We start from the raw sequence: 23556 nt of genomic DNA, 5'->3' as shown, positions 1-23556 counted from the left end.
GTTGCGGAGCCAAGCCGGTTATTGTGCAGATTAACGCATGGTAACTTGTGCCGCAACCTGCAAATCGGCTATCCCGGGCCCGCCAAAAACAAAAGCCCGCTGCTGGCAGCGGGCTTCGGCGATCGGCGCAAGCGTCGGTTACTTTTTCAGCGAGTCGCGGATCTCGCGCAGCAGCACGGTGTTTTCCGGATCGGCGGCAGGCGCCGGCGGCACTTCGCCGCGCAGCTTGTTGATGATGCGCACCATCTGGAAAATCACGAAAGCCAGGATGATGAAATTCAGCGCAATGGTGATGAAGTTGCCGTAGGCCAGCACAGCGCCGGCTTTCTTCGCTTCCGCCAGCGTCAGTTCAGTGCCCTGGCCGTTGAGCGGAAAGTAGTGGTTGGCAAAATCAAGGCCGCCGAAGATCTTGCCGACCACCGGCATGATGATGTCTTGCACCAGGGAGTCGACGATCTTGCCGAACGCGCCGCCGATGATCACGCCGACCGCCAGGTCCATGACGTTGCCTTTGAGGGCAAAGGTCTTGAATTCTTGCATCATGCCCATGTGTTGTTTCTCCATAACTAATGTTGATCATCGGGAAGATACTGCGATCGCGGCCGGATTAAAAGGACAAATTTGTCAATTCTTGTTATTTTCCACCCCTGGGCAAGCTTGCTGCAGTGCAAGAATGAGCTTCTGAAGGAAATTGTGCCAGATTTAGCAGCAGTTTCCATGGATTTGGCTGATTTTGTACATGGCTGCATGTATTTCCTTTAAAACAGTCCTTAGCTTCGATATAATCTAGGGTTGCTAGAAGTTCCGTGCAAGTTTCGTATTTTGACTGATTGGGGTTGGTATGAGTATCGAAAAGCAGGTCGACTCCGGTCGACGTGGATTGCTCGTGGCTACATGCGCGGCAGGCGGTGTGGCCGGTTTGGCGACGGCGGGGGCCTTTGTCTCCACTTTCCAGCCATCCGAACGCGCAAAAGCCGCGGGTGCACCGGTGGAAGTGGATATTTCCGGCATTAAACCCGGCGAGATGCAAGTGTTCGAATGGCGCGGCAAGCCAGTCTGGATCATGAAACGCACCCCGGAACAGATGAAGGGGCTGGAACACACCGCCTCCGAAGTCGCCGACCCCGAGTCGCTCAAGCCCTACACCATGGACTTGCCCGACTACTGCAAGAACAAGTCGAACAACCGCGGCCGCGCCGGCCACGAAGAAACCCTGGTGCTGGTCGGGATCTGCCCGCACCTCGGCTGTTCGCCATCCTCGAAATTCGTCCCTGGCGCCCAGCCTTCGCTGCCGGACGACTGGCAAGGCGGCTTCCTTTGCCCCTGCCACGGTTCGACCTTCGACCTGGCCGGCCGTGTTTTCAAGAACAAGCCGGCGCCAAACAACCTCGACGTGCCACGCTACATGTACCTGTCCGATACCAAGATCGTCATTGGTAAAGACGAGAAAGGTGAGGCTTAATCATGGCATTCCACGAAAAACAGCTGCCGGCCGATGCTCCCATCGCCGACAAGGCGCTGAACTGGGTCGATGCGCGTTTCCCCGTCACCTCGACCTGGAAAGCCCATCTGTCCGAGTACTACGCGCCAAAGAACTTCAACTTCTGGTACGCCTTCGGTTCGCTGGCGCTGCTGGTGCTGGTGATCCAGATCGTCACCGGGATCTTCCTGGTCATGCATTACAAGCCGGACGCCGCCCTGGCGTTTGCTTCCGTCGAATACATCATGCGCGACGTGCCATGGGGCTGGCTGGTGCGCTACATGCACTCGACCGGCGCTTCGGCTTTCTTCATCGTGGTCTACCTGCACATGGTGCGCGGCCTGCTGTACGGCTCCTACCGCAAACCGCGCGAGCTGGTATGGCTGTTCGGCGTCGGCATTTTCCTGTGCCTGATGGGCGAAGCGTTCATGGGCTACCTGCTGCCATGGGGCCAGATGTCTTACTGGGGCGCGCAGGTTATCGTCAACCTGTTCGGTGCGATTCCTTTCATCGGCCCTGACCTGTCGCTGTGGATCCGCGGCGACTACGTGGTCTCCGACGCTACCCTGAACCGCTTCTTCTCGTTCCACGTGATCGCGATCCCGCTGGTCCTGATCGGCCTGGTGGTGGCGCACATCATCGCCCTGCATGAAGTGGGTTCGAACAATCCTGACGGCGTCGAGATCAAGGAAAAGCTGGACGCCAAGGGCGTGCCGCTGGACGGCGTGCCGTTCCACCCTTACTACTCGGTGCACGACGTGATGGCGGTTGCCGTGTTCCTGATCGTGTTCAGCACCGTGGTGTTCTTCGGTCCTGAAATGGGCGGCTACTTCCTCGAGTACAACAACTTCGTCCCGGCCGATTCGCTGAAGACGCCGCCGCATATCGCCCCGGTCTGGTATTTCACGCCTTACTACTCGATCCTGCGCGCAGTCACTTCTGACTTCATCGTCTACCTGCAAGTCGGCGTCGCCGCCTTTGTCGCCCTGCTGTGGCTGAAATCGAGCCTGAGCAGCATGCTCAAGATCGCCGCTTCGGTCATCGGCCTGGCCATCATCGGCGCCATGTTCGTGTTCGACGCCAAGTTCTTCGGCGTGGTGCTGATGGGCGTCTCGGTCGTCATCCTGGCCGGCCTGCCTTGGCTGGATCATTCCAAGGTGAAGTCGATCCGCTACCGTCCGAGCTGGCACAAGTACATCTACATCCTGTTCGCGATCACCTTCGTGGTGCTCGGCTACCTCGGCGTGCAGCCGCCTTCGGCGATCGGCGGCCTGGTGTCCAAGGTCTGCACTTTCATCTACTTCGGCTTCTTCCTGCTGATGCCATGGTGGAGCGCCGCAGGTACATTCAAGCCAGTGCCGGACCGTGTTGTCTATCACCCGCACTAAGCCAGAGGATAAGAACATGACATTGCTAAAAAGCGCATTGATAAAAAAATTGATGGCGACTCTGGTGCTGCTCCCGGTCCTGGCTTTTGCCAGCGAAGAGGGCGGTTATCCGCTGGATACCGCGCCCGAACAGAGCAACAACCTGTCCGCGCTGCAGAACGGCGCCAAGCTGTTCGTCAACTACTGCCTGAACTGCCACTCGGCATCGTCGATGCGCTACAACCGCTTGCACGATATCGGCCTGAGCGACGAGCAGATCAAGAACAACCTGCTGTTCACCGGCGATAAAGTGGGCGACCTGATGACCATCGCCATGTCGCCGAAGGACAGCAAGGCATGGTTCGGCGCAGCGCCTCCGGACCTGTCGGTGATCGCCCGCGCCAAGGCGTCCGGCGCCGGCAGCGGCCCGGACTGGCTGTACACTTATCTGCGTACTTTCTACAAGGACGACACCCGTCCAACGGGCTGGAACAACATGGTCTTCCCTAACGTCGGCATGCCGCACGTTCTGTGGGAACTGGAAGGAATTCGTACTGCCAAATACGAAGACGTGAAAGATCCGCACGAAGAGGGCAAGACCGAACACAAGTTTGTCGGTTTCGAGCAAGTCAAGCCGGGCAAGATGAACAAGGTCGAATACGATGTTGCAGTCGCCGACCTGGTGTCCTATCTTGCATGGATGGGCGAGCCTGCTCAGAACACCCGCAAGCGCCTTGGCGTCTGGGTCCTGCTGTTCCTCGGCATGTTCTTCGTTCTGGCATGGCGTCTCAACGCGTCATACTGGAAAGACGTCAAGTAGTTTTCATGCCCGCGATTTTGCGGGTATGCGTTTTGGGGTGAGCCGTATCGGGTCTCACCCTTTTGTTTCTAAGGAACTATAAAAATGATGGTTCTCTATTCGGGTACAACCTGCCCATTTTCACAACGCTGCCGTCTCGTTCTGTTCGAGAAGGGCATGGACTTTGAAATTCGCGATGTCGACTTGTTCAACAAGCCGGAAGACATCTCGACCATGAATCCGTATGGCCAAGTGCCGATCCTGGTCGAGCGCGACCTGATCCTGTACGAATCCAATATCATCAACGAATACATCGACGAACGTTTCCCGCATCCGCAGCTGATGCCGGCCGATCCGCTGATGCGCGCCCGTGCGCGGCTGATGCTGTTCAACTTTGAGAAAGAACTGTTCATCCACGTGCACACGCTGGAGAACGAGAAATCCAAAGCGGCAGAAAAGAGCCACGAAAAGGCACGCTCGGAAATCCGCGACCGCCTGACCACGCTGGCGCCTTTGTTCCTGAAGAACAAATACATGCTGGGCGACGAGTTCTCGATGCTGGACGTAGCCATCGCGCCGCTGCTGTGGCGCCTGGATCACTACGGCATCGAACTGTCGAAGACGGCTGCCCCGCTGATGAAGTATGCTGAGCGTATCTTCTCGCGCCCGGCCTACATCGAAGCGCTGACGCCGTCCGAAAAAGTCATGCGTCGTTAAGATCGTGTAGATTACCGGCATGCGCCGCCGCTGCGGCGGCGCATGCCGGCCCGTGCCTAATTTTGTACCGTTGCTTCCCATGTCAGAAACTTCTACCAAACCGTATTTGTTGCGCGCCATTTATGAATGGTGCACCGACAATGGCTACACCCCGTATCTGGCGGCCAGGGTAGACGCGCACACGCGCGTGCCGATGCAGTTCGTCAAGAATGGCGAGATTGTATTGAACATCAGTTTCGAAGCCACCAGCGGCCTGAAGATGGACAACGAGTTCGTCAATTTCAGCGCCCGTTTCGGCGGAGTCTCGCGGGAAATCTCGGTGCCGGTGGATAACGTGATCGCGATCTATGCGCGCGAAAACGGCCAGGGCATGGCGTTCGAACCATCGGCTCCAGCCGCTGAAACAGACACCGAAGCCGCCTCCGAACAGGAGGCTAATCCTGAACCGTCAGCCTCGGTAACGCCGATCCTGAGCTCGGTGCCGTCATCAACCGGCGACACAAAACAGAATTCGCCAGGGACGGATCCGGAAAAAGATCCGGAACCGCCAAAAAAAGGCGGAAGGCCTACCCTAACTCGAATTAAATAGGTATAATTGCGGACTTCGCAGTTTAGCTGGCTTAGCTCATCTGGTAGAGCACCTGACTTGTAATCAGGGGGTGGCGGGTTCAAGTCCTGCAGCCAGCACCAATATCTAAAAGGCCCACCGTTCGGTGGGCCTTTTTCTTTTGTTCCGCAAAAAGTCATTTTGTAGGTTTGACTAGCCTGCCCCTGCAGTGTCGAACATAGTGTTCAGTCATTGTCACGGTTGCGTGGCGTTGCTGGTCCTGTGCGGCAGAAATGCCATCAATTTCCTTCTTGTCGGTCCCTGCTTTCGCCCGCAAATCACGGAATTGGAATTCCTTTATTCCGTTTGCAAGTTCGGGATAGGCTTTGATGGCGCTATCTCGTGCACGCGTAAATAAGCTGCGCAATGTGCTCGCGTTCATTGGATAAGCGATCAAAAAAAAGAACAATATCGAAGTGGATATCGCGGATAGGAAATCGGTTATCGGGTATATATATCCGATTCTCTAAAAACTCGCCAAGTGGTATTTCATGAGGCTTAGCGGCCAATGCTGGGCGAACAAATTTTGGCCAAAAACTGAAAATGCTGACAAATTTTGGTAGCGCTAACACCAATTGCTATCTTTGAATGAGCTATTCGTCATTGGCACAGTATTTGCAAAAAATGGATCGCATGATGGAGTGTCGTGCCGAACAATATTTCGACGTCATTGAAATCAAAACCGAACGTCGGGTTTGGCGTACCCGCATAGCCGCCTGGATATGACAGAAAACGAGCCGAGAAACTTCAGCAGATTGCATATCGCGGCCAGATAGACATTCAATTTCCAATGTGATTTCCAAGATATATGAAAAGGTCAGAGCGTGAATAAGCCAGGGATCTATGGCAGCGGCAAATTTCCACTAACACTTCTTGATACAAGCGACACCATTAACGATGAGTGGCATGCCAATGCCATGACGCGTCGCAATTTCAGGTCCAGCCTTGGCGCCTTGTGCCTGGCCGGCTGTGGCAGTGGCGATATGGCGTCCGCGAGCACCGGTGTTGGTTCACCGGCCGCTGCTGTCACTCCGGCGCCAATATCAACGCCAGCATCAAGACTGCCAGAAACCACGCCACCGGAAACGGCAACTCCTTCCGCAAACAACACATTTGTTCATCCTGGTTTGCTGCACGCGCAAGCTGATTTTGACCGCAGCGCAGGTCGCGGCTTTGGTGTGGGGTTCCGACTGTCGTCAGGTTTCTTGCCAATACCTGGCGGCGGTCAACTACCTATTGGAATTTTTCCTGCAGAAAATGCTTGCAGGAAAACCGCGACGATTGTTAGGGAATATGTTTCAGATATCAAGAATTAAAAAGTTCGCCGCGTGTTTGTTCGGGCTTCTATTATTTTCGCATACAACTGCGGTGCGTTGTGACGATCGGTTTTATGTTATTTGGCGAGATTTTGGATTGTCTGATGCAGCACGTCTAGTCAGTCAATATTCAGGCCGTTCGATTCGTTTAGCTCCAGAAGTGCGAGGAGTAATCAATCTTGCTTCAACCGATCCGCTTTCACCAGATGAGATTTTTTTCCAGTTCCAAAAATCACTTCGGGAGCGAGGACTGAAATTGGTACACCTTGATGGCAATGAATATCAAATAGAGACGACAAATTCAAGTGCAGCAAGCGATCAGGCCGCGATTCGACATACCCCGGAAATTGTCACATCAGAATCGGCGAGGACACCGGCTACGTTTGCAAAATCCACTTGCAGCCTGGAAGAGCCGGTCGGCAGGCGCCGATATGTAGGTGCTGTATTTGCGTTCGAGCAACGCGCGCAGAGAATTGCCTCGCGACTCTGTGCGGCTGGAGCCGAAGCTATCGTCCTTGCGTCGAACGATCCAACGGATATGGGTTTTTCAGTTGTATTGCAGTACCGGGACAGTAGAGAAGGCTATCAAGCAATGATTTCTGCGGTAGAGCAGGCAGGATTAAATGATCTGATTTCCACACCGACGTTATCTGCCGAATTTTCCATGCCGGCAGGTAGCGCGGGTGAGGTCAAAGACAAATGAAGCTGCTGCTGTTTTCCCGTTGTCCGTGACAAAGCGTCATCCTCAAAGATCGGCGGGGGAGCATGTACATTTTCTATAACTGTTCAGAACATGGAGGGGCACTTTACGTCACTTTCCGGGCTAAGCGGGGTATCTGGCTTTGCCGTAAAAGCAGGCATGGTTCCTGCAGCGTGCGTGGACGTTGATGGCGATCATGCCAAGCAATACGGCGACACGTTTTTAGCCACAAATGCCGGCGGCGAAGCCTTGGGTAAAGCTGTTTTATCGGCTGCGGCATCGCGATGCGTCTCATGTCGAAGCTTGATCGGGATCGCTGACAGATCTCCGGTATCAGCTTAAGCGGCGCGCGCGGAGATTGGTTTTCCTTCAATTTCACGGAGTTTCAGATGATTAGATTTTCGCTTCGACATGCTGCGGCACTGCTGCTCGCATCCCTCCTTTTCGGTTGCGGTGGCGGAACCGATAGCGCTCAAGGCGGCAACATGTCAGGAAGCACAGGCGGCAACACGTCAGGAAGCACTGGTGGCAGCACGTCAGGAGGCACGGGTGGCGGCACGTCAGGAGGCACTTCAAATGCCGCAGCGACTGCCACTTTAGTGGCCAAGCTCGGCAAGCCTTCTCGAGTGCTGGTCGGACTCGGCGCGGGCAATTCATTGGCGCAAATGCAAAGCCAGAGCATTCATCCGGATATCGTCGATACCTACCTGGTGGGCGTCGGTGCGGGCGCGTGGCCTACCTGGAACAGTCCAGACGGCGCCTACATCACCTATACCGCGCAAGCTGTCCAAGCCTACGGCGCGACCCCGATGTTTACGTTTTATCAGATGGCCCAGAACGGCGGCGGCAACTTGAGCGGAATCAAAGATGCGACGTTCATGAACAACTACTGGGCACAGGCCCGGCTAATGTATCAACGCATTGCCGCGCTTAATGCGCCCGTTCTGATCAATCTGGAGCCGGATTTCTGGGGTTTCGTATGGGCGCAGGCGCCGGGGCATGATCCGGCCCAGATACCAGCCGTCGTCAGCAGCCAGGCCGAATGTAGCGGATTGCCGAATACCGCCGCCGGCATCGGCCAGTGCCTGGTGCAGATGGGCAGGAAGATCGCACCTAATGCGTTGCTCGGATTCCCGCCCTCGTTCTGGTCTGGCTCCCCGGCTGAGATTGGCGCCGAAATGAAAGCGGTTGGAGCACATCAGGCGGATTTCATCGTTGCCCAGACGAGCGATCGAGACGCCGGCTGCATGGAAGTCGCATCGCCTCCAGCGGAATGCGCAGGACGAACCGGGTCGTTCTATTGGGACGAAAACAATATCGCTACACCGAATTTCCACCAATCGCAGAGCGCGATCTCGGACTATCGCACTGCGCTGAGCAATGGACTCCCGATCCTGTGGTGGCAGACGCCGATGGGCGTACCGTCCTCTACGCCAGGCGGTACCAATCAGCACTATCGCGACAACCGCGTCGACTACATGCTGCGCAACACGCAGGAATATGGCGACATCCACACCTTCGCCATCGTCTTCAGTTCAGGAGGCACCTTCCAGACCACGATCAACACTGACGGTGGACAATTTGCTCGCCTCCTGAGTCAGTATCTGGTGCAAGGTGGCGCCGCTCTGCGGTAGCGATCGGCCGCCGCCGGCAGCGCTGCAGTCAGGCACGCGCCGGTACTGAAAAGCAAAAAGCTCGCGTAACCAACGCGAGCTTTTAAACTTCCGATAGCCTCCCTGCCAGTGAGCGTATGCGGACACGCTGATATTCTTCTCGGTCAAAAACGCCTGGCGCCAAATGCGGCGAGGCCATCCAGCCAGGCGCTATCCGAGGTACTTCACCGCAAAAACGTAAGCGCAGTTGGTAACGAAGAGGAATGGCTTAAAGCGAGCGGGCAAAGACGCTGCAACTACTTGCCACACAGGGAGGTGCGCAGGATGTATATCTTCCACAATCAGATAACCGCCGCGTCTTAGTTTCGGCAGTCCGAAAATCATCGTGGCCAGGTTCGCGTTTGGCGAATGGAGACCGTCATCGATGATCAAGTCGAACTCCATCTGCAATTCTTTGCCGAGCGCGCTGATTGTGTCCAAGTCAGTCTGGTCGATAAAGAAGGTCTCGATCCGTTCCTCGCGGAACAAGATGCGTTTATCGATATCGGCGCCGAAAATCCGCGCATTCGGCAGGAAATCACGAAACGCACGCAGCGATGCACCCGGGCGTCCCGCACTCCCCATGTTCGACACCACGTCCTCGTTATTGGTGCCCAGGCCGACTTCAAGCACATTGGCGACTGCTGCGGGATTGCTCAGTATCGCGCCGTACAGGTGGTGATAGTTGTGTGGTTGCGCCTTGTCGCTGCCATATCGGTCGAACAGGATTTTAAGCGCTGCTGCTGCTGCCTGGGCATCGGGGGTTGATGCGAACTCTTGCGCAGGTATCGCCCGCAGCTCCGTGTGCCCAAGGTCGCTGAGAAGGCGCGCCAAAAAGGGAACGGTCTGGTTTGCCGCTTGCAATACCAGCGCCGCGACGGTATCGATCTCACCGGCTGAAGAAACTGTAAATATGGGAAGGGCATCAATAATTTGCCGGCTGTCAACTATCATTTATTATCCATTCTGGAAATTATGCTGGGGTTGATGCTCAATTTGAGGCGGGCGCTGATCTTCCACGAATGTTAGCATAAGAGAAAGGGACCCTTGAAGGCTTAGCGGTTAATGCGATGACACATAAATCGAAGCAGGATCGGCCTCAGGCAAGGCGAACGCCTGCTGCATTCTCGCTACTTCCTCAATCGGCGTCCTGCCGAACAGGCGTTTGAATTCGCGGCTGAATTGCGAGGCGCTTTCATAACCCACTTCGACGCAGGCGCTGGCAGCAGTCAGGCCATTTCGCGCCATCAAGAGCCGCGCCTGGTGCAGGCGTGTCGACTTCAGGTATTGCATCGGTGAAGTCGCGGTGACGTTCTTGAAATGGGAATGAAACGACGGCGCGCTCATGCCGGCTTCCTTGGCAAGTTGATCGACGTCGAGTTTCTCGTTATATGACGCGTGGATCTTTTTGATCGCTTTCGCGATTTTGCCGAATTGTCCCTCATTCACGAGGGCTGTGCGCATTGACGCTCCCTGGTCTCCAGTCAATACACGCAGGTAGATTTCTTTCACCAGTGCCGGACCGAGGATCTTTGCTTCCATGGGTTCGTCCATGGCTTCCAGGAATCGCAGAACCGACGCCGACATTTTCTCGTCCATTGCGGTGGCGAACATGCCTTGAGGAATTGCATCGCCTGGCTCAGCAACTTCCATCTGCAATAACAGGTCGGCGAGCATCTTGAAATCGAGCCGGAAATAAATTGCCAATAGCGGCTCCTTTTCACTTGCGTCGGTTTCCATCGTGAACGGCACCGGCACCGATACGGCCAGGTAGTGCTGCGCATCGTAGACGTAGGTTTGATCGCCTAAAAATCCCCTTTTTCTCCCCTGGCATACGACCACAATTCCCGGTTCATAGAGAACCGGCGTCACGCTCAGCGGGTGGTTGGACCGAAGAAACCTCACGTCTCGCAGATACGAGAGGTTATACCCTTCGTTTGGCGCGAGTCTTGTCAGCAGGCTTACCATGCGCTGGTGCTGCTGTTTGCTGTTGTTCGTCAACACGGTCACCTGCTGTGGATTGATCAAAGACTTAAGGTTAAAGCGCCCGGGCTAATAGGTTTAGGCAAGAACCGCATGTAAACCGGCATTTAGATATTTTGCGTTCGCTCATAAGATTACGTCAAGCCTGACAGACTTGGCTGATTGATTGATTCGCGCCGTCAGCGTGTTCGTAAATAAACCGTAAAGGATTAAATCCATGGGAAAACCAGCTGAAATGAAGTTTCTGATTACTGGTGTCAGTTCAGGGTTCGGCCGGGCATTTGCCTTGGCAGCACTGGCCGCTGGCCATACCGTAATGGGAACAGTCAGAAATGAATCGGCAAAAAAAGATTTCGAGGATTTGGCTATCGGTCGCGCGATTGCAGTCGTGCTCGATGTGACCGATTTTTCTGCAATCGACGCCAAAGTCGCAGAAATGACGGAAAAAATCGGGCCGATCAACGTCCTGGTCAACAACGCCGGTTACGGACATGAAGGAACGCTCGAAGAGTCGCCATTGGAAGAAATGCGCCGTCAGTTCGACGTCAACGTGTTTGGCGCGGTTGCCATGATCAAAGCCGTGTTGCCGTCCATGCGAGAGCGCCGGAGCGGTCACATCATCAACATCACGTCAATGGGGGGCTTCATTACAATGCCAGGCATCGCCTACTATTGCGGCAGCAAGTTTGCGTTGGAAGGTATCTCGGAAACCTTGGCAAAAGAAGTCGCAGGCTTCGGCGTGAAAGTAACCGCGGTCGCACCAGGCTCCTTCCGCACCGATTGGGCGGGCCGTTCAATGGTTCGCTCGCCGCGCCATATCCAGGATTACGATGCCTTGTTTGACCCTGTTCGTGGCGCGCGGCAAGAAAAAAGCGGCAAGCAGCTTGGCGATCCAGCCAAGGCTGCGGAAATATTGCTGAAGATTGCCAACGCGCCTGACGCACCGATGCATTTATTGCTCGGCAGCGATGCGGTGGCATTGGTGAAAAATAAAATTGCAGCCATGTCAGACGAAATGAAGTCGTGGGAAAGCGTTTCGGCGTCGACGGATCACTGAGATCAGAATTTAAAAGGCCCTCAGAAATGAGGGCCTTTTTCTTTTGCTCCGCGATTTGCCATCCAGCATCAGAATTTCCTCTGAACCTACATCGACCATTTCCTGCCCAACTCCTCAAGCCCGGCTCTTTTCAAGTCCTCCGGCGTCATGATCACTTTTAATTCCACATTGGCGTTAAAGGTCAGGAACCATGGTTCTGCAAGCATGGGAATTTTCGCCGGGTCGTCGATGTCGACGATCAAGAGGGCCGATCGTTGTCCACCCTGTTCGGTGAAGTAAGCCGCTTCCGGTTTTATTTCCTCCAGGATCTCGCCCATTTTACTGCTGACAGAGCCGTCCCTTACGGCCGCGTTGAACTCGGTGTTAGGAAGTTTGACATTCAAAAGCATCCGCATGATTGCCTCCTTAGAGATTTTAATTATTTGACTGCCGAAGTTTTTGATTACCGTCCTCGAAGGTCAATTTCCATTGTAGGTTTTCTCGTCGATTTAGCCAGCCGTCATTTCGAACGGATCTGGATGTTTCCAGAGGCTGCCCGATCTGGGGCGAGGCTAACGGAATGATTGCTTGTGCTCCGGAAAATACGCGGTGCCCCTGACGAGTGTTGAGATGCGGCAATAGTCGTCGGGATATGGAGAATGTAAAACAGTTTCGGACTTCGTCTCAACTCTCTGCCTCGCCAACCGCACGATCAAGATTGGCATTCACCCGCAGCAGCAGCGCCATCAACTGATTCCGCTCCTCTTTGGTAAAACCCGCCAGGGCTTGCCGGCTGGCTGAGTCCATGACGGCTTTCCCCTTCGGCATGCGCTCAGAGGCGCCGGCAGTCAGCGAAACCAGCTGGCTGCGTTTGTCCTCAGGATTGGGAGCCCGCTGCACCAGCCCGTCGCGTTCCATGCGATTCAGCAGTTGCGCCATGCTGGGCTGTTCTACCTGTGCCAGCCGCGCCAGCTCGGCCTGCGAAAGGGCGCCGCTTTTCTTGAGCGCTACCAGCACCGGCAGCTGCCCCATGGCGAACCCCAGCGCGCGCAGCGGGCTGTCGACCAGCCGCATGGAAGTGCGGTAGGTCTGGCCGATAAGTCTCATGGGGTTGTTCGACAGATCAGTTTTCGTCATGTTGACATTCAATAGGTGGCTATGTTTATATATAGGTGCCTATTATAACTGATTCAATCCATCCTGTGAATACACAATTACACATCGCCATAGTCGGCGCCGGCCCGGGCGGCCTGACCCTTGCCCGTATCCTCCATCTGCACGGCATCGCCGCGACGGTGTTCGAGCAGGAATCCCATCCGCTGGAACGCCCGCAGGGCGGCACCCTGGACCTGCATGAGGGGTCGGGCCTGCAGGCGCTCAGGCAGGCCGGCCTCATCGAAGAGTTCCAGGCCATCGCCCGCTACGAGGACCAGGGTTCGCGCCTGCTGGACAAGGCGGGTAACCTGCTGTTTGAAGACCAGGACGCGGCCAGCGGCAACCGCCCTGAAGTGGACCGTACCGAGCTGCGCGCCATGCTGCTGCAGGCATTGCCTGCCGCGTGCCTACGCTGGGGCTGCGCCATGCGCGAGGTGCAGGCGCGGGACGACGGGCGTTGGGACCTGGTTTTCGAGCACGGCAGCGAGGGGCCGTTCGACCTGGTGGTCGGCGCCGATGGCGCGTGGTCACGGATACAGCCGCTGCTGTCGCCATACCGGCCGCAATACAGCGGCCTTACCTTCATCGAATGCGGCATCGACGACGTCGACCGTTGCCATCCCGCGCTGTCGCAGCTGGTGGGGCGCGGCAAGATGGGCGTTGAAGCCGACGGCAAGGAAATCATCGCGCAGCGCAACGGCAATGCGCACATCCGCGCTTATGCCATCTTCCGCGTGCCGGCAGGCTGGGCGGCGCGGCGGTTTGACCTTGCTGCGCCCGCTTCCATGCGTGCAGAGTTGATCAAGGAATTCGACGGCTTCGCTCCCGAGATCCTCGACCTGTTCCGGGCCAGCAACGATAACTTCGCCATCCGCCTGATCTGCGCGCTGCCGGTGGGGCATTGCTGGCAGAACCTGCGCGGCCTCACGCTGCTTGGCGATGCGGCGCATGTCATGTCGCCTTTTGGCGGCGACGGGGTAAACAACGCCATGTTCGATGCCGCAGAGCTGGCGCGGTTGCTGATCGAGCGCGCCGACTGGGCGGAGGCCGTGGCTGAATATGAAGCGCTGATGTTCGCGCGTGTTGCCGAGTCCGCTGAAGGCGCGGCGGAAGGGGCTGCAACCCAGCTGTCGCATGTCGGCCAGGCGCTGACGCTGGAAATGTACCGGAGCCACGCCGGCGGCCAGGGTCAGAAATAGGCTTTTGCGCCCGGCTTGAGGATCGGCTGCAATGCGCGTATCGGCATGACAAGCTGAGGCCCCAGGCATACACCCATGGCGTGGCCGATGCCGGAAACGACAAAGGAAATCTTGTCCGGCTCGTCAAATTCAAAATCCAGGTTTTGCGGCAGCACGTCGGTGCAATCGACATCTGGATCCACTTTGTCGCGGCTCTTCTTTGACTCCACCTTCTTGCTGATGAAGTCTGCAAGAACAGGAGCAATATCGGACCCGTCCTTATTGCTTATCCGGACTGGAAACAGGCGGTTGAAATCCAGGTAACCGCCGTGGATCAGGTCAAATGTGAACGGATCGTAATGGTTGTTCGGATGCGCTCCTCCGCAAAAGGTGCTTCCCGCTTCGACGATGCTCATCAGTTTTTCTGACAGGTAGCGAACTTTGATTGTCTCCGAGTCATAGTCTCCCAGGGTCCCGGAAGCAGGCCCGTCCATGGTGTAGAGCGTTGCCTTGCATTCCAGCGCCGCCAGGCTCATCTGCCAATGGCGCTGCTCAAGGATCTGGTTGATGCTCGCCAGTATCTCTGGATTGGGATGGCGGGTCAGCCGCGGATAGGCGAACTTGGTTCTCGGATCCGTCACCATTCTGTAGCCGACGTTTTTGCGGATGATTTCGGGCCCAGGCTGCGGCGGGAATTGCATCTTCAGGTAATCGTAGGGAGCATTCTTGAGCGAGATCGCCGTGCCATACGCAATGTCGTTGCCGATGCCAGGCGTGATGGCGGCAGTAACTGCTTCCACACCGGCCGGCCTGACGGCGTGGGGATCATAGCGGCCGACCTGGTGCAATTCAAACGCCAGGGTCTTCTTTGTTTTGGCGTCGCTCCAGCTGCCTTGGTATGTATCGCCATCGATTTTTCCGTGCCAAATGCTGCGCGGTTTTTTCGTGGCGGGATCGATGTATATCGGCAGGCCACGGTTATCGTCGCCTGCCAGGAGCTCGCCGTGTTCATATCTGGGCAGTGCTTCATTGAGTGATGCGAGGGAGCCATGCAGGGGAATGTCGACGCCATGGCGCAGGTAGAAATAGCGGCCGTCATAGCCGTCGGATTTCTTTTCAAGCTCCAGCACGACTTCGGCATTTGCCCCCAGCGTCCCTTTGAAAACGATGCGTTCGCCGGCCAGCGCTGTACCGGCGGCGGCACAGGACAATGTGCTAAACATGATCAGATGTTGAAAGAAGGTTTTCATTATCGGGCCGGTTAATTAGTGGAGCGGAAAAAGCGCATTTCAGAATCGTGTCGAAAATTCTATCTTTAAATGTTACTGTTTCCTCGTTATTGCAAAAATAATCTGCAGCCAAAACACATGAAAGGAAACATTCATGATGGATCAAGGAAAATTCCTGAGGACATCCAATGTCCTTGGTTCTGCTTTGTTGGGGATGATGCTGCTGTCCAGCGGATGCGGCGGTGGCGAGCTGCAGTTCGGCACCCCGGTCAGCTGCAGCCAGTTGAACGGCATGGCCATATCGGCGCAGGCCATCGGCTTGCCGACCAGCGGCGCTGTCGTGACCGATGCGCACACTGTGCCGCCTGCCGGCAGCGGCGTGGCGGCGACAGGCGAGTACTGCCAGGTGAAGGGCGAGATCAACCCGGTCGATCCGACCGCGCCGAAAATCAAATTCCAGCTCGATTTGCCGACCGCCTGGAACCGCAAGGCGCTGATGTTCGGCGGCGGCGGGTATAACGGCACTGTGCCCGATGTCAGCGGCAACGTTCCCGCCGGCCCGCAAGACAAGGCCAAGCCGCTGGCGCGCGGCTACGCCACCTTTGCCAGCGATTCCGGGCACCAGGCCAACCAGATGGGCAGCCGCGACGGCACCTTCGGGCAGAACGACGAGGCATTGCGGAATTTTGCCGGCGATGCGCTCAAGAAAACACGCGATGCGGCGCTCTACCTGATCAGGCAGTATTACGCCGGCGCGCCGCAAAAATCCTACTTCGCCGGCGGTTCGACCGGCGGCCGCGAAGCATTGGCAGTGGCGCAGCGCTGGCCGCAAGACTGGGATGGCGTGATTGCGCTGTACCCGGCCTGGGCGGCGGCCAGCCTGGACCTGCAGTTCGGCCGCATCACGCGCGCGTTTGCCATGCCGGGCGCCTATCTGAATCCGGCAAAACGCAAGACGCTATACGACGCGGCGATGGCCAGCTGCGATGCGCTGGACGGCGTCAAGGATGGCTTGATCAGCAATATCCAGGCATGCAACGGCCTCTTCGATCCCGCCAGTGCGATGCTGAATGGCCTGCCGCTGCGTTGTGCCGGCGGCGCGGATAGCGGCGACAGCTGCCTGTCCGATGCGCAGATCGCTGCGTTGAAAACCTACGGCACGGCGATCTCGTTCAGTCGGCCTCTCGGCAGCGGAGAAACCCAGTATCCCGGCTTCAATGTGTGGGGCGCCGATCTCGGCCTGCCCGGCGATTCGGCGGCGCAGAAAACGGTCAGGCTGCTGGCCATGGGTGATAGCCAGCCGGCGCAGCCGATGCCGTCCGATGCGCCATACTGGGCGACGTTCTGGGATCAGTGGGTAAAGTATTTCATCACGCGCAATCCGGCATTTGATTCCTTGTCGCTCGATCCCCAGAATGCAGGGCCATGGCAGGCGCGCATCGATCAGCTCACGCTCATGCAGGACATCAACAAGACGGATTTGTCGGCATTCCAGGCCAAGGGTGGAAAAATCCTGATGGCGCATGGCATGTCGGATGCGCTGGTCAGCACCCGTTCCAGCGAAGATTATTTCCGGCGCCTGCAATCGGCCATGGGCCGCGCCGCGGTGGACAGCTTTGTCCGCTACTACGAAATCCCCGGTTACGGCCATTCGTTGTCGACCGTCTTCAATGCCGCATGGGATTCGCTGACGGCGCTGGAAAACTGGGTGGAGCAGGGCAGCGCGCCGGTATCGCAGGTGGTCGCGGATACGGCCGGCATCCCGGGCCGCAGCCGGCCCCTGTGCGAGTTTCCCGCGTGGCCCAGGTACAACGGCGCGGGCGATGTCAACCTGGCGGCGAGTTTCAGTTGCGCTACACAGTAGGGGCCTGGCTGGGTGAGTCATCAGGCGCATCGGCTTCGCCCGGGAAAGAGCCATTTTAGCCACACAAATCGGGTGATTTCCAGCCGTGGCATGCGTGGCAATGAAATTATAGAGACGACAACAAATCCGAGGAATACAATAAAGCCAAGGGGAGGATGCGGCCAGCATGGGATAAGGCCCCGTGTGGCTGCATTGGCTTATGAGAACCATCAAGTACAAGAAAATGACCGGGATGGGCGGCATCGTCGCCCTCGGATGGCTGATTTTTACCACCGCGGTCGCGGTCAGCCAGCGCAAGCTGATTTTCAAGCCGGTGCGCACCAAGGAAGTCGAACATCCCCATAGCATCGGACACCGCTCCCGCCTGGTCGTACTGCGCTGCGCCGACGGCACCCGGCTCTCGGGATGGCTGTTGACGCCGCGCGTACCCGGCCCCCATCCAGCGGTAGTGTATTTCGGCGGCCGCTCGGAGGAAGTTTCCTGGGTGGCGCGCGATGCCTGGCGCATGTTCCCGAACATGACAGTGCTTGCCGTCAACTACCGCGGCTACGGCGATTCGGAGGGTGTCCCGGGCGAGCCGAAAATGATAGAAGACGCGCAGATGCTGTTCGACTGGTTTGCCGAGCATCGCCACATCAACGCTGGACAAATCGCCGTGGTCGGGCGCAGCCTCGGTTCGGGCGTGGCGGTGCAGATAGCCGTCAGCCGGCCGGTCGCGGCGATCGTGCTGATTACCCCCTATGACTCGCTGCTGGCCCTGGCCAAGCGCCGTTTCCCGGCCGTGCCGGGGTTCGTTCTCAAGCATCGTTTCGATTCAATCAAGCATGCGCCTTTGCTGTCCGCGCCGACGTTCATCATCCGTGCCGCATCCGACGATGTGGTGCCGCCTTCCCATACCGACCTGCTGGTTGCCAAACTGGCCAAAGCGCCGCAGGACGAAACCATTCCCGGTTCCGACCACCACAACATTCCCTATCTTGACGCTACCCAGGAGCGGATTGCCAGCTTCCTGACCGCGAAATTCAGCGTGGCGACGGTAAGCCATAGTGCTGGCGAGCTGTAAGCGGCGCCTGTTTCCCCCTTCATTTCCGCCGTCCTTGTCGATGGACCGGAGCGCCGCCCGTACCTGACACTTTCACCAGTATTTTTTCTTTGCGCATCGGACTAGCATGGGTTTCTCTTCGGCATGGCGGCATCGATCTTGCCAAGCCTGGAGATGACCTGGTGCCGTCAATCCAGGCCTGCGTTGTAATTTTTGCAGCCTGTGACTGGACGGTCGCAACAGTTACGGGCATCCGACCATGCGGCCATCGCAAGGGGAACATCATGACGACAGATCTGGCCGGTGGTTGGAGTCATTTCGACTATGAAATAACCGCCGCTGCACGGGCAGTATTCAAGGAAGCGCTGGAAGGCTTTACCGGCGTGGCTTACACGCCATCCGCGTTTGCCACGCAAGTGGTAGCGGGCACCAATTACTGCTTCCTGTGCACCGGCACAGTTGTAGTCCCGGGCTCGCCGCAGTTCCCAGCCTTGTTGTATATCTTCAAGCCGCTTTCCGGCAAAGCCCACATCAGCGAAATTACAAGAATCAAGCCCTGAAGGCGCATCGGCCTTAGAGATCAGGGAGGGAAATGCAAAACCCCGGCAAGCGCAAGCTGCCGGGGTTTTGTTTTTGCATATCGCAGGGCGCGCTGATTGGTGTTCTTCTCCGGCGCACTTCCCGGAACTGGTAACGCTAACGGCCTGGCGTTGACTCTCCCGCTTATTCAGTCTTTTTGGTACGCGCGATCGATCCGCTGCTTGCATCTTCCCGGTAGGCATAAGCCACCTTGCCATTGCGGATTTCCCCCATGACGATCATGTTGAGGGCAATCGCTTCATGGTCGGTCGCCGAGAACGGCTTGAAGTAGCGCGAGACGATGGTCGACGTGGTGTGCACCTGCAGGTTCTCGAGGGCGTCCTTGACCTTGGCGCCGTCTACCGTGTTGGCCTGGAATATCGCCAGCGTGATCAGGCGCAGCGCATCATAGGTCTGGGCGGCGGCCACGGCGGACGGGATGCGGTTGGTCTTGTTGACGTTGCGATAGGTCAGCGAGAACTGGTTGCTGACCGAGCTCAATTCGTTTTCGATGAACGTCACCGAGCTGCGTACGCCTTCCGCGCTCTGGCCGGCCTTGTCGATGAAGGTTTGCTGCGACATGCCCCACGGCCCGACTATCGGCAGCCGCAGTTTCAGCTTGTCTGCGCTCTTGACCACCATCGCACCCTCTGGGGCGAGGCAGTACATCACGATGGCCTGGGCGCCATTGTCGCGTGCGTGCTGCAGCTGCGCCGTCATGTCCTGGTCGCCGACCTTGAATCCCTCCACCAGCACCGGCTTGATCTTGCGCCGGTCCAGCTCCGCCAGCATGCTTTGCTTGCCGAACTGGCCGTAGGGGCTTTCGTCGTGCAGCACGGCGATCTTGTCGATCTTGCGGCGGTCGATGACGTCGTTGAGAATCACGATAGGCTGCAGCGCGTCGCTGGCGGAAGTGCGGAAGATGTAGCTGACCGGGTAGGCCGGCGGCATGAAGGACTTGGTGATGGTGGCGCCGGTAGCGCCGGTGACGATCAGCGGGATCTTGGCTTCCTGGAACAGTTTCGCCGCAGGCAGGGCGACGCCGGTATTGCCGAAGCCGACCACGGCCACCACGCCATCCTTCTCGATCATTTCCTTGGCCATGGCCGCACCGACTTCCGGCTTGGCGCGGTCGTCGCGCTCGACCAGTTCGATCTTGCGGCCAAGCACGCCGCCGACCTGGTTGATGTCAGCCAGGAACACCCTGGCGCCGCCTATCATGCTCTGCCCCATGTCTTCCGAGGGGCCGGTGATCGGGCCGATGACGCCGATCTTGATGGGCGGCAGTTCGGCTTGTGCGCTTGCGCTGAATCCTGATGCTGCCAGACAAAAAATGAAACCGTACGTGCTGCGTTTTTGCATCGCCATCTCCTAGATTTAATTGCCGTTATTAGTTTCTTTTTGGAAATATACAGCAGAGCGATGAAAAACAAGGGGTTTTCAAACCTTCCAATCGAAATATAAGGTTGTCGTTTTAAACTGACCGGGTCCTGTTCTCAACAAAGGGCCAGCCGGATATCAGGCTGATGGCGCGTCGCGCCGGCGCGGCCGTATCGAGCAGGATGTTGCTAATTTAAAATTAAATAAATTTCCAATGCATTTCTCCTTGGAAATTTTAAGAAATCAGAGCGACTCCCGGAAAAAGCCTGTCGGCAAGTGTGGCAAAATTCCCAAAAAGTCAGATTTATTTCTGCGTAGAAATAATTGTTATTCTGACTGGTGATACAATTGTTTGCAATCTTGCATGCTTATATGGTTGTAAGATTGCTGCACGGAATGCGTTCAACAGGTTTTCTCATGCCGCCGTTCGTAGCGCGAGGACGTCTCAGGGCCCGTCGCGCTGTGTCGTTTCTCTATCGACACACTTCCAGTTTCACGAACTTTCAGTTTCAATCCGCTTGCTTGCGGAACAACCAGCGTTATCCAAGTTTTACTTAATTCATAAGGGGTATCACCATGGCAATAGACGTTTATCTGCAAATCGACGGCATCAAGGGCGAGTCCACGGACAGCGCGCACAAAGACTGGATCGAATGCAAATCGGTACAGTGGGAAGTGCTGCAGCCGAAGTCGGCAACTGCATCCACCGGCGGCGGCCATACAGCCGAGCGTTGCGAGCACAAGGACATCGTGCTGACCAAGATCGCCGACCTGGCGACACCGCTGCTGCTGCAAAACTGCTCGTCGGGCAAGACCATTCCAAAGGCCAAGTTCGAATTCCTGCGCGCTGACGGCAAGGGCGACCGCATCAAGTACTTCGAAATCGAGCTGGTCAACCTGCTGATTTCGGATGTCACGCCATCGGTCCAGGAAGGCGATGTGCTGAGCGAGACTGTCAGCCTGAAATACTCCCAGGTCAAATGGAAGTACACACAGCAAAAGATCGGCGGCGGTTCGGGCGGCAACACTTCCGGCGGCTGGGATCTGTCGACCAACAAGGTCGTCTGATTTTCATGCACCGATAAAAAAAACCGCAGCATGCTGCGGTTTTTTTTCGTTTACGCCGGCAGGTCATGCATGCCGCCAGGCCGCGATGATGAACAGTGCAGCGGCAGCCAGGCAGCATATGGTCCGGACATGGTTCCAGCTGGTCCAGGTGCTGAGATAATTCTGCCAGACCTGGGACGACTCGGGCCTGACCGGATCTACGACGGCCAAGGCGTTATTGAGCGGCACGTTGAATCCCATCGTGACCAGGAAGCCGCCGATCAGGTAGAACAGGCTGCCCGCCAGGAACCAGCCGGCATACGGCTGCTGCCAGCGCAGAACGGCAAACACGATCAGGACCGCGCAAAGCAGGGCAGTGCCGAGGAACAGGAGCAGGAACAGCGGGTTAAGCACAGTGATATTGACGGACTGCATTGCCGCAATTCCACTGGCAGGCGAGATGCGCGACAGGGCGTTCATCACAAAATTGGAAAACGCGAAGAACAGCCCGCCCAGCAGTCCGCACGCGAGCGCGGCATATAGCGAGATGGGGAACAACAGGTTTTCAATGAAAGTCATGTGAAGCGCTCCGTTGAGATAAAACCGTTGATAGTCACCCGCGCACATGCAGGCGCCAGGCCGCACTCCATCACTCTAGATGCGATATGTCAATAAATGCAGGGCGGCTCTCGAGTACCGGCCGCTGCCGCGCCGGCATTGGCGCCAGGTCTCTTTTTGTTGATCAGAGGCCGTTTTCTCATGTACCATGCTGGTCCGTTTGCGCTTTGGCGCAAGCTTGCCATCAGGGGCGAGGCCCTGCCGCCGGCACCAGGTTTTCTAAAGCCTTCAGCAATGAGGGCTTTTTTATTTTTCCAGCAGAACGTTGATATTTTCGCAAAATCTGTTCATTGCGTTAATGCCGATCTCTCTCCGCGACGCCAGTGCGGGTCGACAGTTTTTGTATTTTTTGTATTTTTGTATGTCTAACGGCCGGATACGTAAATGAAAAAAATTAAAGCAACGACTTGGATCATGGTCGGCATGGTCCTCGGGATCGTGGTCGGCTATATTTGCCACAACCTGGCGCCGGACGAAGCGGCGGCAAAGGAAATCGCCGGCTACTTTTCCATCATCACCGATGTATTCCTGCGCCTGATCAAGATGATCATCGCGCCGCTGGTGTTCGGCACTTTGGTGTCGGGCATTGCCGGCATGAAGGACAGCAGCTCGGTGGGCCGCATCGGCGTGCGCGCCTTGGGCTGGTTCGTGATCGCCTCCTTGCTGTCGCTGGCGCTGGGCATGCTGTTTGTCAACGTGCTGCAGGTCGGCCATGCGCTCAACCTGCCGCTGCCTGCGGTAGGAGCCGACACCAAGCTCAATACCAGCGGCTTCAACCTGAAAGATTTTGTTTCGCACGTGTTCCCGAGCAGCTTCGTCGACGCCATGGCGAAGAATGAAATCCTGCAGATCCTGGTGTTCTCGCTGTTTTTCGGGTTTGGCCTGGCTTCGGTCAAGGGCGAGGCCGGCAAGGCCGTGACCAACGCCGTCGACGGGCTGGTGCACGTCATGCTGAAAGTGACCGATTACGTGATGCGCTTTGCGCCGCTCGGCGTGTTCGCCGCCATCGCCGCCGTCATCACGGTGCAGGGTTTCGGCGTGCTGACAACCTACGCCAAGTTCCTCGGCGGTTTCTATGCCGGGCTGGCGACCTTGTGGGCATTGCTGATCGCGATCGGCTACATCTTCCTGCGCGGTTCGATCTTCACTTTGCTGCGTTTGCTGAAAGAGCCGATCATGCTGGCGTTTTCCACTGCCAGCAGCGAGGCGGCTTATCCGAAGACCATGGAGCAGCTGGAAAATTTCGGCGTGAACAACAAGATCACCGGTTTCGTGCTGCCGCTTGGTTACTCCTTCAACCTTGACGGCTCGATGATGTACCAGGCGTTCGCCGCCCTGTTCGTGGCGCAGGCTTACAACATTGAAATGTCGTTCGCCCAGCAGCTGACCATGCTGCTGGTGCTGATGGTGAGCAGCAAGGGCATGGCCGGCGTGCCGCGCGGTTCACTGGTGGTGGTGGCCGCCATCCTGCCGATGTTCCACCTGCCGGAAGCCGGCATCCTGCTGATCATCGGCATCGACCAGTTCCTCGACATGGGCCGCACCGCCACCAACGTGGTCGGCAACGGCATTGCCACCTCGGTCATTGCGAAGTGGGAAGGTGAGCTGGACGAAGACGCCGGCCGCCGCGCCCTGGAAAATAGCAGGGCCTGACCGCCAAGATGTGAAACGTAGGATTTGAGACACAGCGCCCGCGAGGCGCTGTCTTTCATTCTGGAATATGCTAATTTAGCGGCTGTTGATTGATCACTTCATCCCGGCACATCATGTATATCCCCAAGCAATTCGACGAACCGCGTATCGCGCT

The 23556-nt window shown here is 56.9% G+C and carries 22 protein-coding genes and 1 tRNA gene; 15 read left to right on the top strand and 8 right to left on the bottom strand.

Translation table 11 applies throughout. From position 1 onward, the window contains the following. Positions 1–138: 138 nt before the first annotated feature. Positions 139–549, bottom strand: coding sequence for a large conductance mechanosensitive channel protein MscL (gene mscL, locus V8G57_RS06540; protein WP_342828696.1), 411 nt, complete (start codon positions 547–549; stop codon positions 139–141). Between the two features lie 292 nt (positions 550–841). Between mscL and petA the strand changes: the two genes are divergently transcribed. From petA to V8G57_RS06500, 8 genes are all read left to right on the top strand, one after another. After that, a complete protein-coding gene (gene petA / locus V8G57_RS06535; protein ID WP_342828694.1) occupies positions 842–1462 on the top strand; it encodes a ubiquinol-cytochrome c reductase iron-sulfur subunit in 621 nt (206 codons plus the stop codon). Then, positions 1462–2868 carry a cytochrome b gene (locus V8G57_RS06530; protein ID WP_175500914.1) on the top strand — a complete coding sequence of 469 codons (1407 nt, stop codon included), beginning with the start codon at positions 1462–1464 and terminating at the stop codon, positions 2866–2868. Before petA ends, V8G57_RS06530 begins: the two co-directional genes overlap by 1 nt. Positions 2869–2884: 16 nt before the next feature. After that, on the top strand, positions 2885–3667 hold the full coding sequence (locus V8G57_RS06525; RefSeq protein WP_144741942.1) for a cytochrome c1: 783 nt from the start codon (positions 2885–2887) through the stop codon (positions 3665–3667). Positions 3668–3751: 84 nt separating this feature from the next. Continuing rightward, positions 3752–4363 carry a glutathione S-transferase N-terminal domain-containing protein gene (locus tag V8G57_RS06520; protein WP_092394978.1) on the top strand — a complete coding sequence of 204 codons (612 nt, stop codon included), beginning with the start codon at positions 3752–3754 and terminating at the stop codon, positions 4361–4363. Positions 4364–4442: 79 nt separating this feature from the next. Further along, positions 4443–4952 (top strand): ClpXP protease specificity-enhancing factor, encoded by a 510-nt coding sequence (locus V8G57_RS06515; protein ID WP_342828931.1) that lies wholly within the window; start codon positions 4443–4445, stop codon positions 4950–4952. A gap of 25 nt (positions 4953–4977) precedes the next feature. Next, positions 4978–5053, top strand: a tRNA-Thr gene (locus V8G57_RS06510). Between the two features lie 1030 nt (positions 5054–6083). Continuing rightward, positions 6084–6989 (top strand): hypothetical protein, encoded by a 906-nt coding sequence (locus V8G57_RS06505; protein WP_342828691.1) that lies wholly within the window; start codon positions 6084–6086, stop codon positions 6987–6989. Positions 6990–7375: 386 nt separating this feature from the next. After that, entirely contained in the window at positions 7376–8620 is a 1245-nt protein-coding gene (locus V8G57_RS06500; RefSeq protein ID WP_342828690.1) for a hypothetical protein, read from the top strand. A 189-nt stretch (positions 8621–8809) separates the two neighbouring features. On the opposite strand, the gene V8G57_RS06495 is transcribed toward V8G57_RS06500, so the two are convergent. Continuing rightward, positions 8810–9592 (bottom strand): class I SAM-dependent methyltransferase, encoded by a 783-nt coding sequence (locus V8G57_RS06495; protein ID WP_342828689.1) that lies wholly within the window; start codon positions 9590–9592, stop codon positions 8810–8812. A gap of 108 nt (positions 9593–9700) precedes the next feature. Then, a complete protein-coding gene (locus V8G57_RS06490; protein ID WP_342828930.1) occupies positions 9701–10606 on the bottom strand; it encodes an AraC family transcriptional regulator in 906 nt (301 codons plus the stop codon). Between the two features lie 232 nt (positions 10607–10838). On the opposite strand from V8G57_RS06490, the gene V8G57_RS06485 reads away from it, so the two are divergent. After that, positions 10839–11678: an oxidoreductase gene (locus tag V8G57_RS06485; RefSeq protein WP_342828687.1), complete on the top strand. Its 840-nt coding sequence runs from the start codon at positions 10839–10841 to the stop codon at positions 11676–11678. Positions 11679–11764: 86 nt separating this feature from the next. Here V8G57_RS06485 and V8G57_RS06480 read toward each other — a convergent pair whose 3' ends face one another. Beyond that, a complete protein-coding gene (locus V8G57_RS06480) occupies positions 11765–12073 on the bottom strand; it encodes a panthothenate synthetase (protein ID WP_092394990.1) in 309 nt (102 codons plus the stop codon). A 268-nt stretch (positions 12074–12341) separates the two neighbouring features. Beyond that, the gene (locus V8G57_RS06475) at positions 12342–12794 is read right to left on the bottom strand and encodes a MarR family winged helix-turn-helix transcriptional regulator (protein WP_342828685.1); all 453 of its coding nucleotides are present in this window, start codon (positions 12792–12794) and stop codon (positions 12342–12344) included. Positions 12795–12859: 65 nt separating this feature from the next. Here V8G57_RS06475 and V8G57_RS06470 point away from each other — a divergent pair, with 65 nt between their 5' ends. Continuing rightward, complete coding sequence (locus V8G57_RS06470) at positions 12860–14011, top strand: FAD-dependent oxidoreductase (RefSeq protein WP_342828684.1); 1152 nt, start codon at positions 12860–12862, stop codon at positions 14009–14011. On the opposite strand, the gene V8G57_RS06465 is transcribed toward V8G57_RS06470, so the two are convergent. After that, positions 14002–15213 carry a hypothetical protein gene (locus V8G57_RS06465; protein WP_342828683.1) on the bottom strand — a complete coding sequence of 404 codons (1212 nt, stop codon included), beginning with the start codon at positions 15211–15213 and terminating at the stop codon, positions 14002–14004. The two genes, V8G57_RS06470 and V8G57_RS06465, sit on opposite strands and share 10 nt — an antisense overlap. A gap of 160 nt (positions 15214–15373) precedes the next feature. Here V8G57_RS06465 and V8G57_RS06460 point away from each other — a divergent pair, with 160 nt between their 5' ends. From V8G57_RS06460 to V8G57_RS06450, 3 genes are all read left to right on the top strand, one after another. After that, positions 15374–17083: a tannase/feruloyl esterase family alpha/beta hydrolase gene (locus tag V8G57_RS06460; RefSeq protein WP_342828681.1), complete on the top strand. Its 1710-nt coding sequence runs from the start codon at positions 15374–15376 to the stop codon at positions 17081–17083. Between the two features lie 199 nt (positions 17084–17282). After that, on the top strand, positions 17283–18146 hold the full coding sequence (locus V8G57_RS06455) for an alpha/beta hydrolase (RefSeq protein ID WP_342828679.1): 864 nt from the start codon (positions 17283–17285) through the stop codon (positions 18144–18146). Between the two features lie 263 nt (positions 18147–18409). Beyond that, positions 18410–18685, top strand: coding sequence for a hypothetical protein (locus V8G57_RS06450; RefSeq protein ID WP_092395003.1), 276 nt, complete (start codon positions 18410–18412; stop codon positions 18683–18685). Positions 18686–18848: 163 nt separating this feature from the next. On the opposite strand, the gene V8G57_RS06445 is transcribed toward V8G57_RS06450, so the two are convergent. After that, on the bottom strand, positions 18849–20066 hold the full coding sequence (locus V8G57_RS06445; protein ID WP_254784965.1) for an ABC transporter substrate-binding protein: 1218 nt from the start codon (positions 20064–20066) through the stop codon (positions 18849–18851). 594 nt (positions 20067–20660) lie between these two features. On the opposite strand from V8G57_RS06445, the gene V8G57_RS06440 reads away from it, so the two are divergent. After that, a complete protein-coding gene (locus V8G57_RS06440) occupies positions 20661–21152 on the top strand; it encodes an Hcp family type VI secretion system effector (protein WP_014004678.1) in 492 nt (163 codons plus the stop codon). 63 nt (positions 21153–21215) lie between these two features. Here the strand turns inward: V8G57_RS06440 and V8G57_RS06435 are convergent, their stop codons facing one another. Beyond that, the gene (locus tag V8G57_RS06435; RefSeq protein ID WP_342828675.1) at positions 21216–21710 is read right to left on the bottom strand and encodes an anthrone oxygenase family protein; all 495 of its coding nucleotides are present in this window, start codon (positions 21708–21710) and stop codon (positions 21216–21218) included. Between the two features lie 423 nt (positions 21711–22133). Here V8G57_RS06435 and V8G57_RS06430 point away from each other — a divergent pair, with 423 nt between their 5' ends. Further along, complete coding sequence (locus V8G57_RS06430; protein WP_041741188.1) at positions 22134–23402, top strand: dicarboxylate/amino acid:cation symporter; 1269 nt, start codon at positions 22134–22136, stop codon at positions 23400–23402. Positions 23403–23556: the final 154 nt, after the last annotated feature.

Source organism: Collimonas rhizosphaerae, from assembly GCF_038896935.1.
GTDB lineage: Bacteria > Pseudomonadota > Gammaproteobacteria > Burkholderiales > Burkholderiaceae_D > Collimonas > Collimonas rhizosphaerae.
Note: the sequence above shows the minus strand (reverse complement) of the source record. Positions and strands in the feature narration are given on the sequence as shown.

What these genes read in the sequence shown, in the direction of transcription:
- V8G57_RS06515 (WP_342828931.1), top strand. Translation starts at nt 4,443, where the DNA reads ATGTCAGAAACTTCTACCAAACCGTATTTGTTGCGCGCCATTTATGAA.
- V8G57_RS06450 (WP_092395003.1), top strand. Translation starts at nt 18,410, where the DNA reads ATGACGACAGATCTGGCCGGTGGTTGGAGTCATTTCGACTATGAAATA.
- V8G57_RS06485 (WP_342828687.1), top strand. Translation starts at nt 10,839, where the DNA reads ATGGGAAAACCAGCTGAAATGAAGTTTCTGATTACTGGTGTCAGTTCA.
- V8G57_RS06460 (WP_342828681.1), top strand. Translation starts at nt 15,374, where the DNA reads ATGATGGATCAAGGAAAATTCCTGAGGACATCCAATGTCCTTGGTTCT.
- mscL (WP_342828696.1), bottom strand. Translation starts at nt 549, where the DNA reads ATGGGCATGATGCAAGAATTCAAGACCTTTGCCCTCAAAGGCAACGTC.
- V8G57_RS06435 (WP_342828675.1), bottom strand. Translation starts at nt 21,710, where the DNA reads ATGACTTTCATTGAAAACCTGTTGTTCCCCATCTCGCTATATGCCGCG.
- V8G57_RS06520 (WP_092394978.1), top strand. Translation starts at nt 3,752, where the DNA reads ATGATGGTTCTCTATTCGGGTACAACCTGCCCATTTTCACAACGCTGC.
- V8G57_RS06490 (WP_342828930.1), bottom strand. Translation starts at nt 10,606, where the DNA reads ATGGTAAGCCTGCTGACAAGACTCGCGCCAAACGAAGGGTATAACCTC.
- V8G57_RS06445 (WP_254784965.1), bottom strand. Translation starts at nt 20,066, where the DNA reads ATGCAAAAACGCAGCACGTACGGTTTCATTTTTTGTCTGGCAGCATCA.
- V8G57_RS06500 (WP_342828690.1), top strand. Translation starts at nt 7,376, where the DNA reads ATGATTAGATTTTCGCTTCGACATGCTGCGGCACTGCTGCTCGCATCC.
- V8G57_RS06525 (WP_144741942.1), top strand. Translation starts at nt 2,885, where the DNA reads ATGACATTGCTAAAAAGCGCATTGATAAAAAAATTGATGGCGACTCTG.
- V8G57_RS06495 (WP_342828689.1), bottom strand. Translation starts at nt 9,592, where the DNA reads ATGATAGTTGACAGCCGGCAAATTATTGATGCCCTTCCCATATTTACA.
- petA (WP_342828694.1), top strand. Translation starts at nt 842, where the DNA reads ATGAGTATCGAAAAGCAGGTCGACTCCGGTCGACGTGGATTGCTCGTG.
- V8G57_RS06455 (WP_342828679.1), top strand. Translation starts at nt 17,283, where the DNA reads ATGAGAACCATCAAGTACAAGAAAATGACCGGGATGGGCGGCATCGTC.
- V8G57_RS06440 (WP_014004678.1), top strand. Translation starts at nt 20,661, where the DNA reads ATGGCAATAGACGTTTATCTGCAAATCGACGGCATCAAGGGCGAGTCC.
- V8G57_RS06475 (WP_342828685.1), bottom strand. Translation starts at nt 12,794, where the DNA reads ATGACGAAAACTGATCTGTCGAACAACCCCATGAGACTTATCGGCCAG.
- V8G57_RS06430 (WP_041741188.1), top strand. Translation starts at nt 22,134, where the DNA reads ATGAAAAAAATTAAAGCAACGACTTGGATCATGGTCGGCATGGTCCTC.
- V8G57_RS06480 (WP_092394990.1), bottom strand. Translation starts at nt 12,073, where the DNA reads ATGCGGATGCTTTTGAATGTCAAACTTCCTAACACCGAGTTCAACGCG.
- V8G57_RS06465 (WP_342828683.1), bottom strand. Translation starts at nt 15,213, where the DNA reads ATGTTTAGCACATTGTCCTGTGCCGCCGCCGGTACAGCGCTGGCCGGC.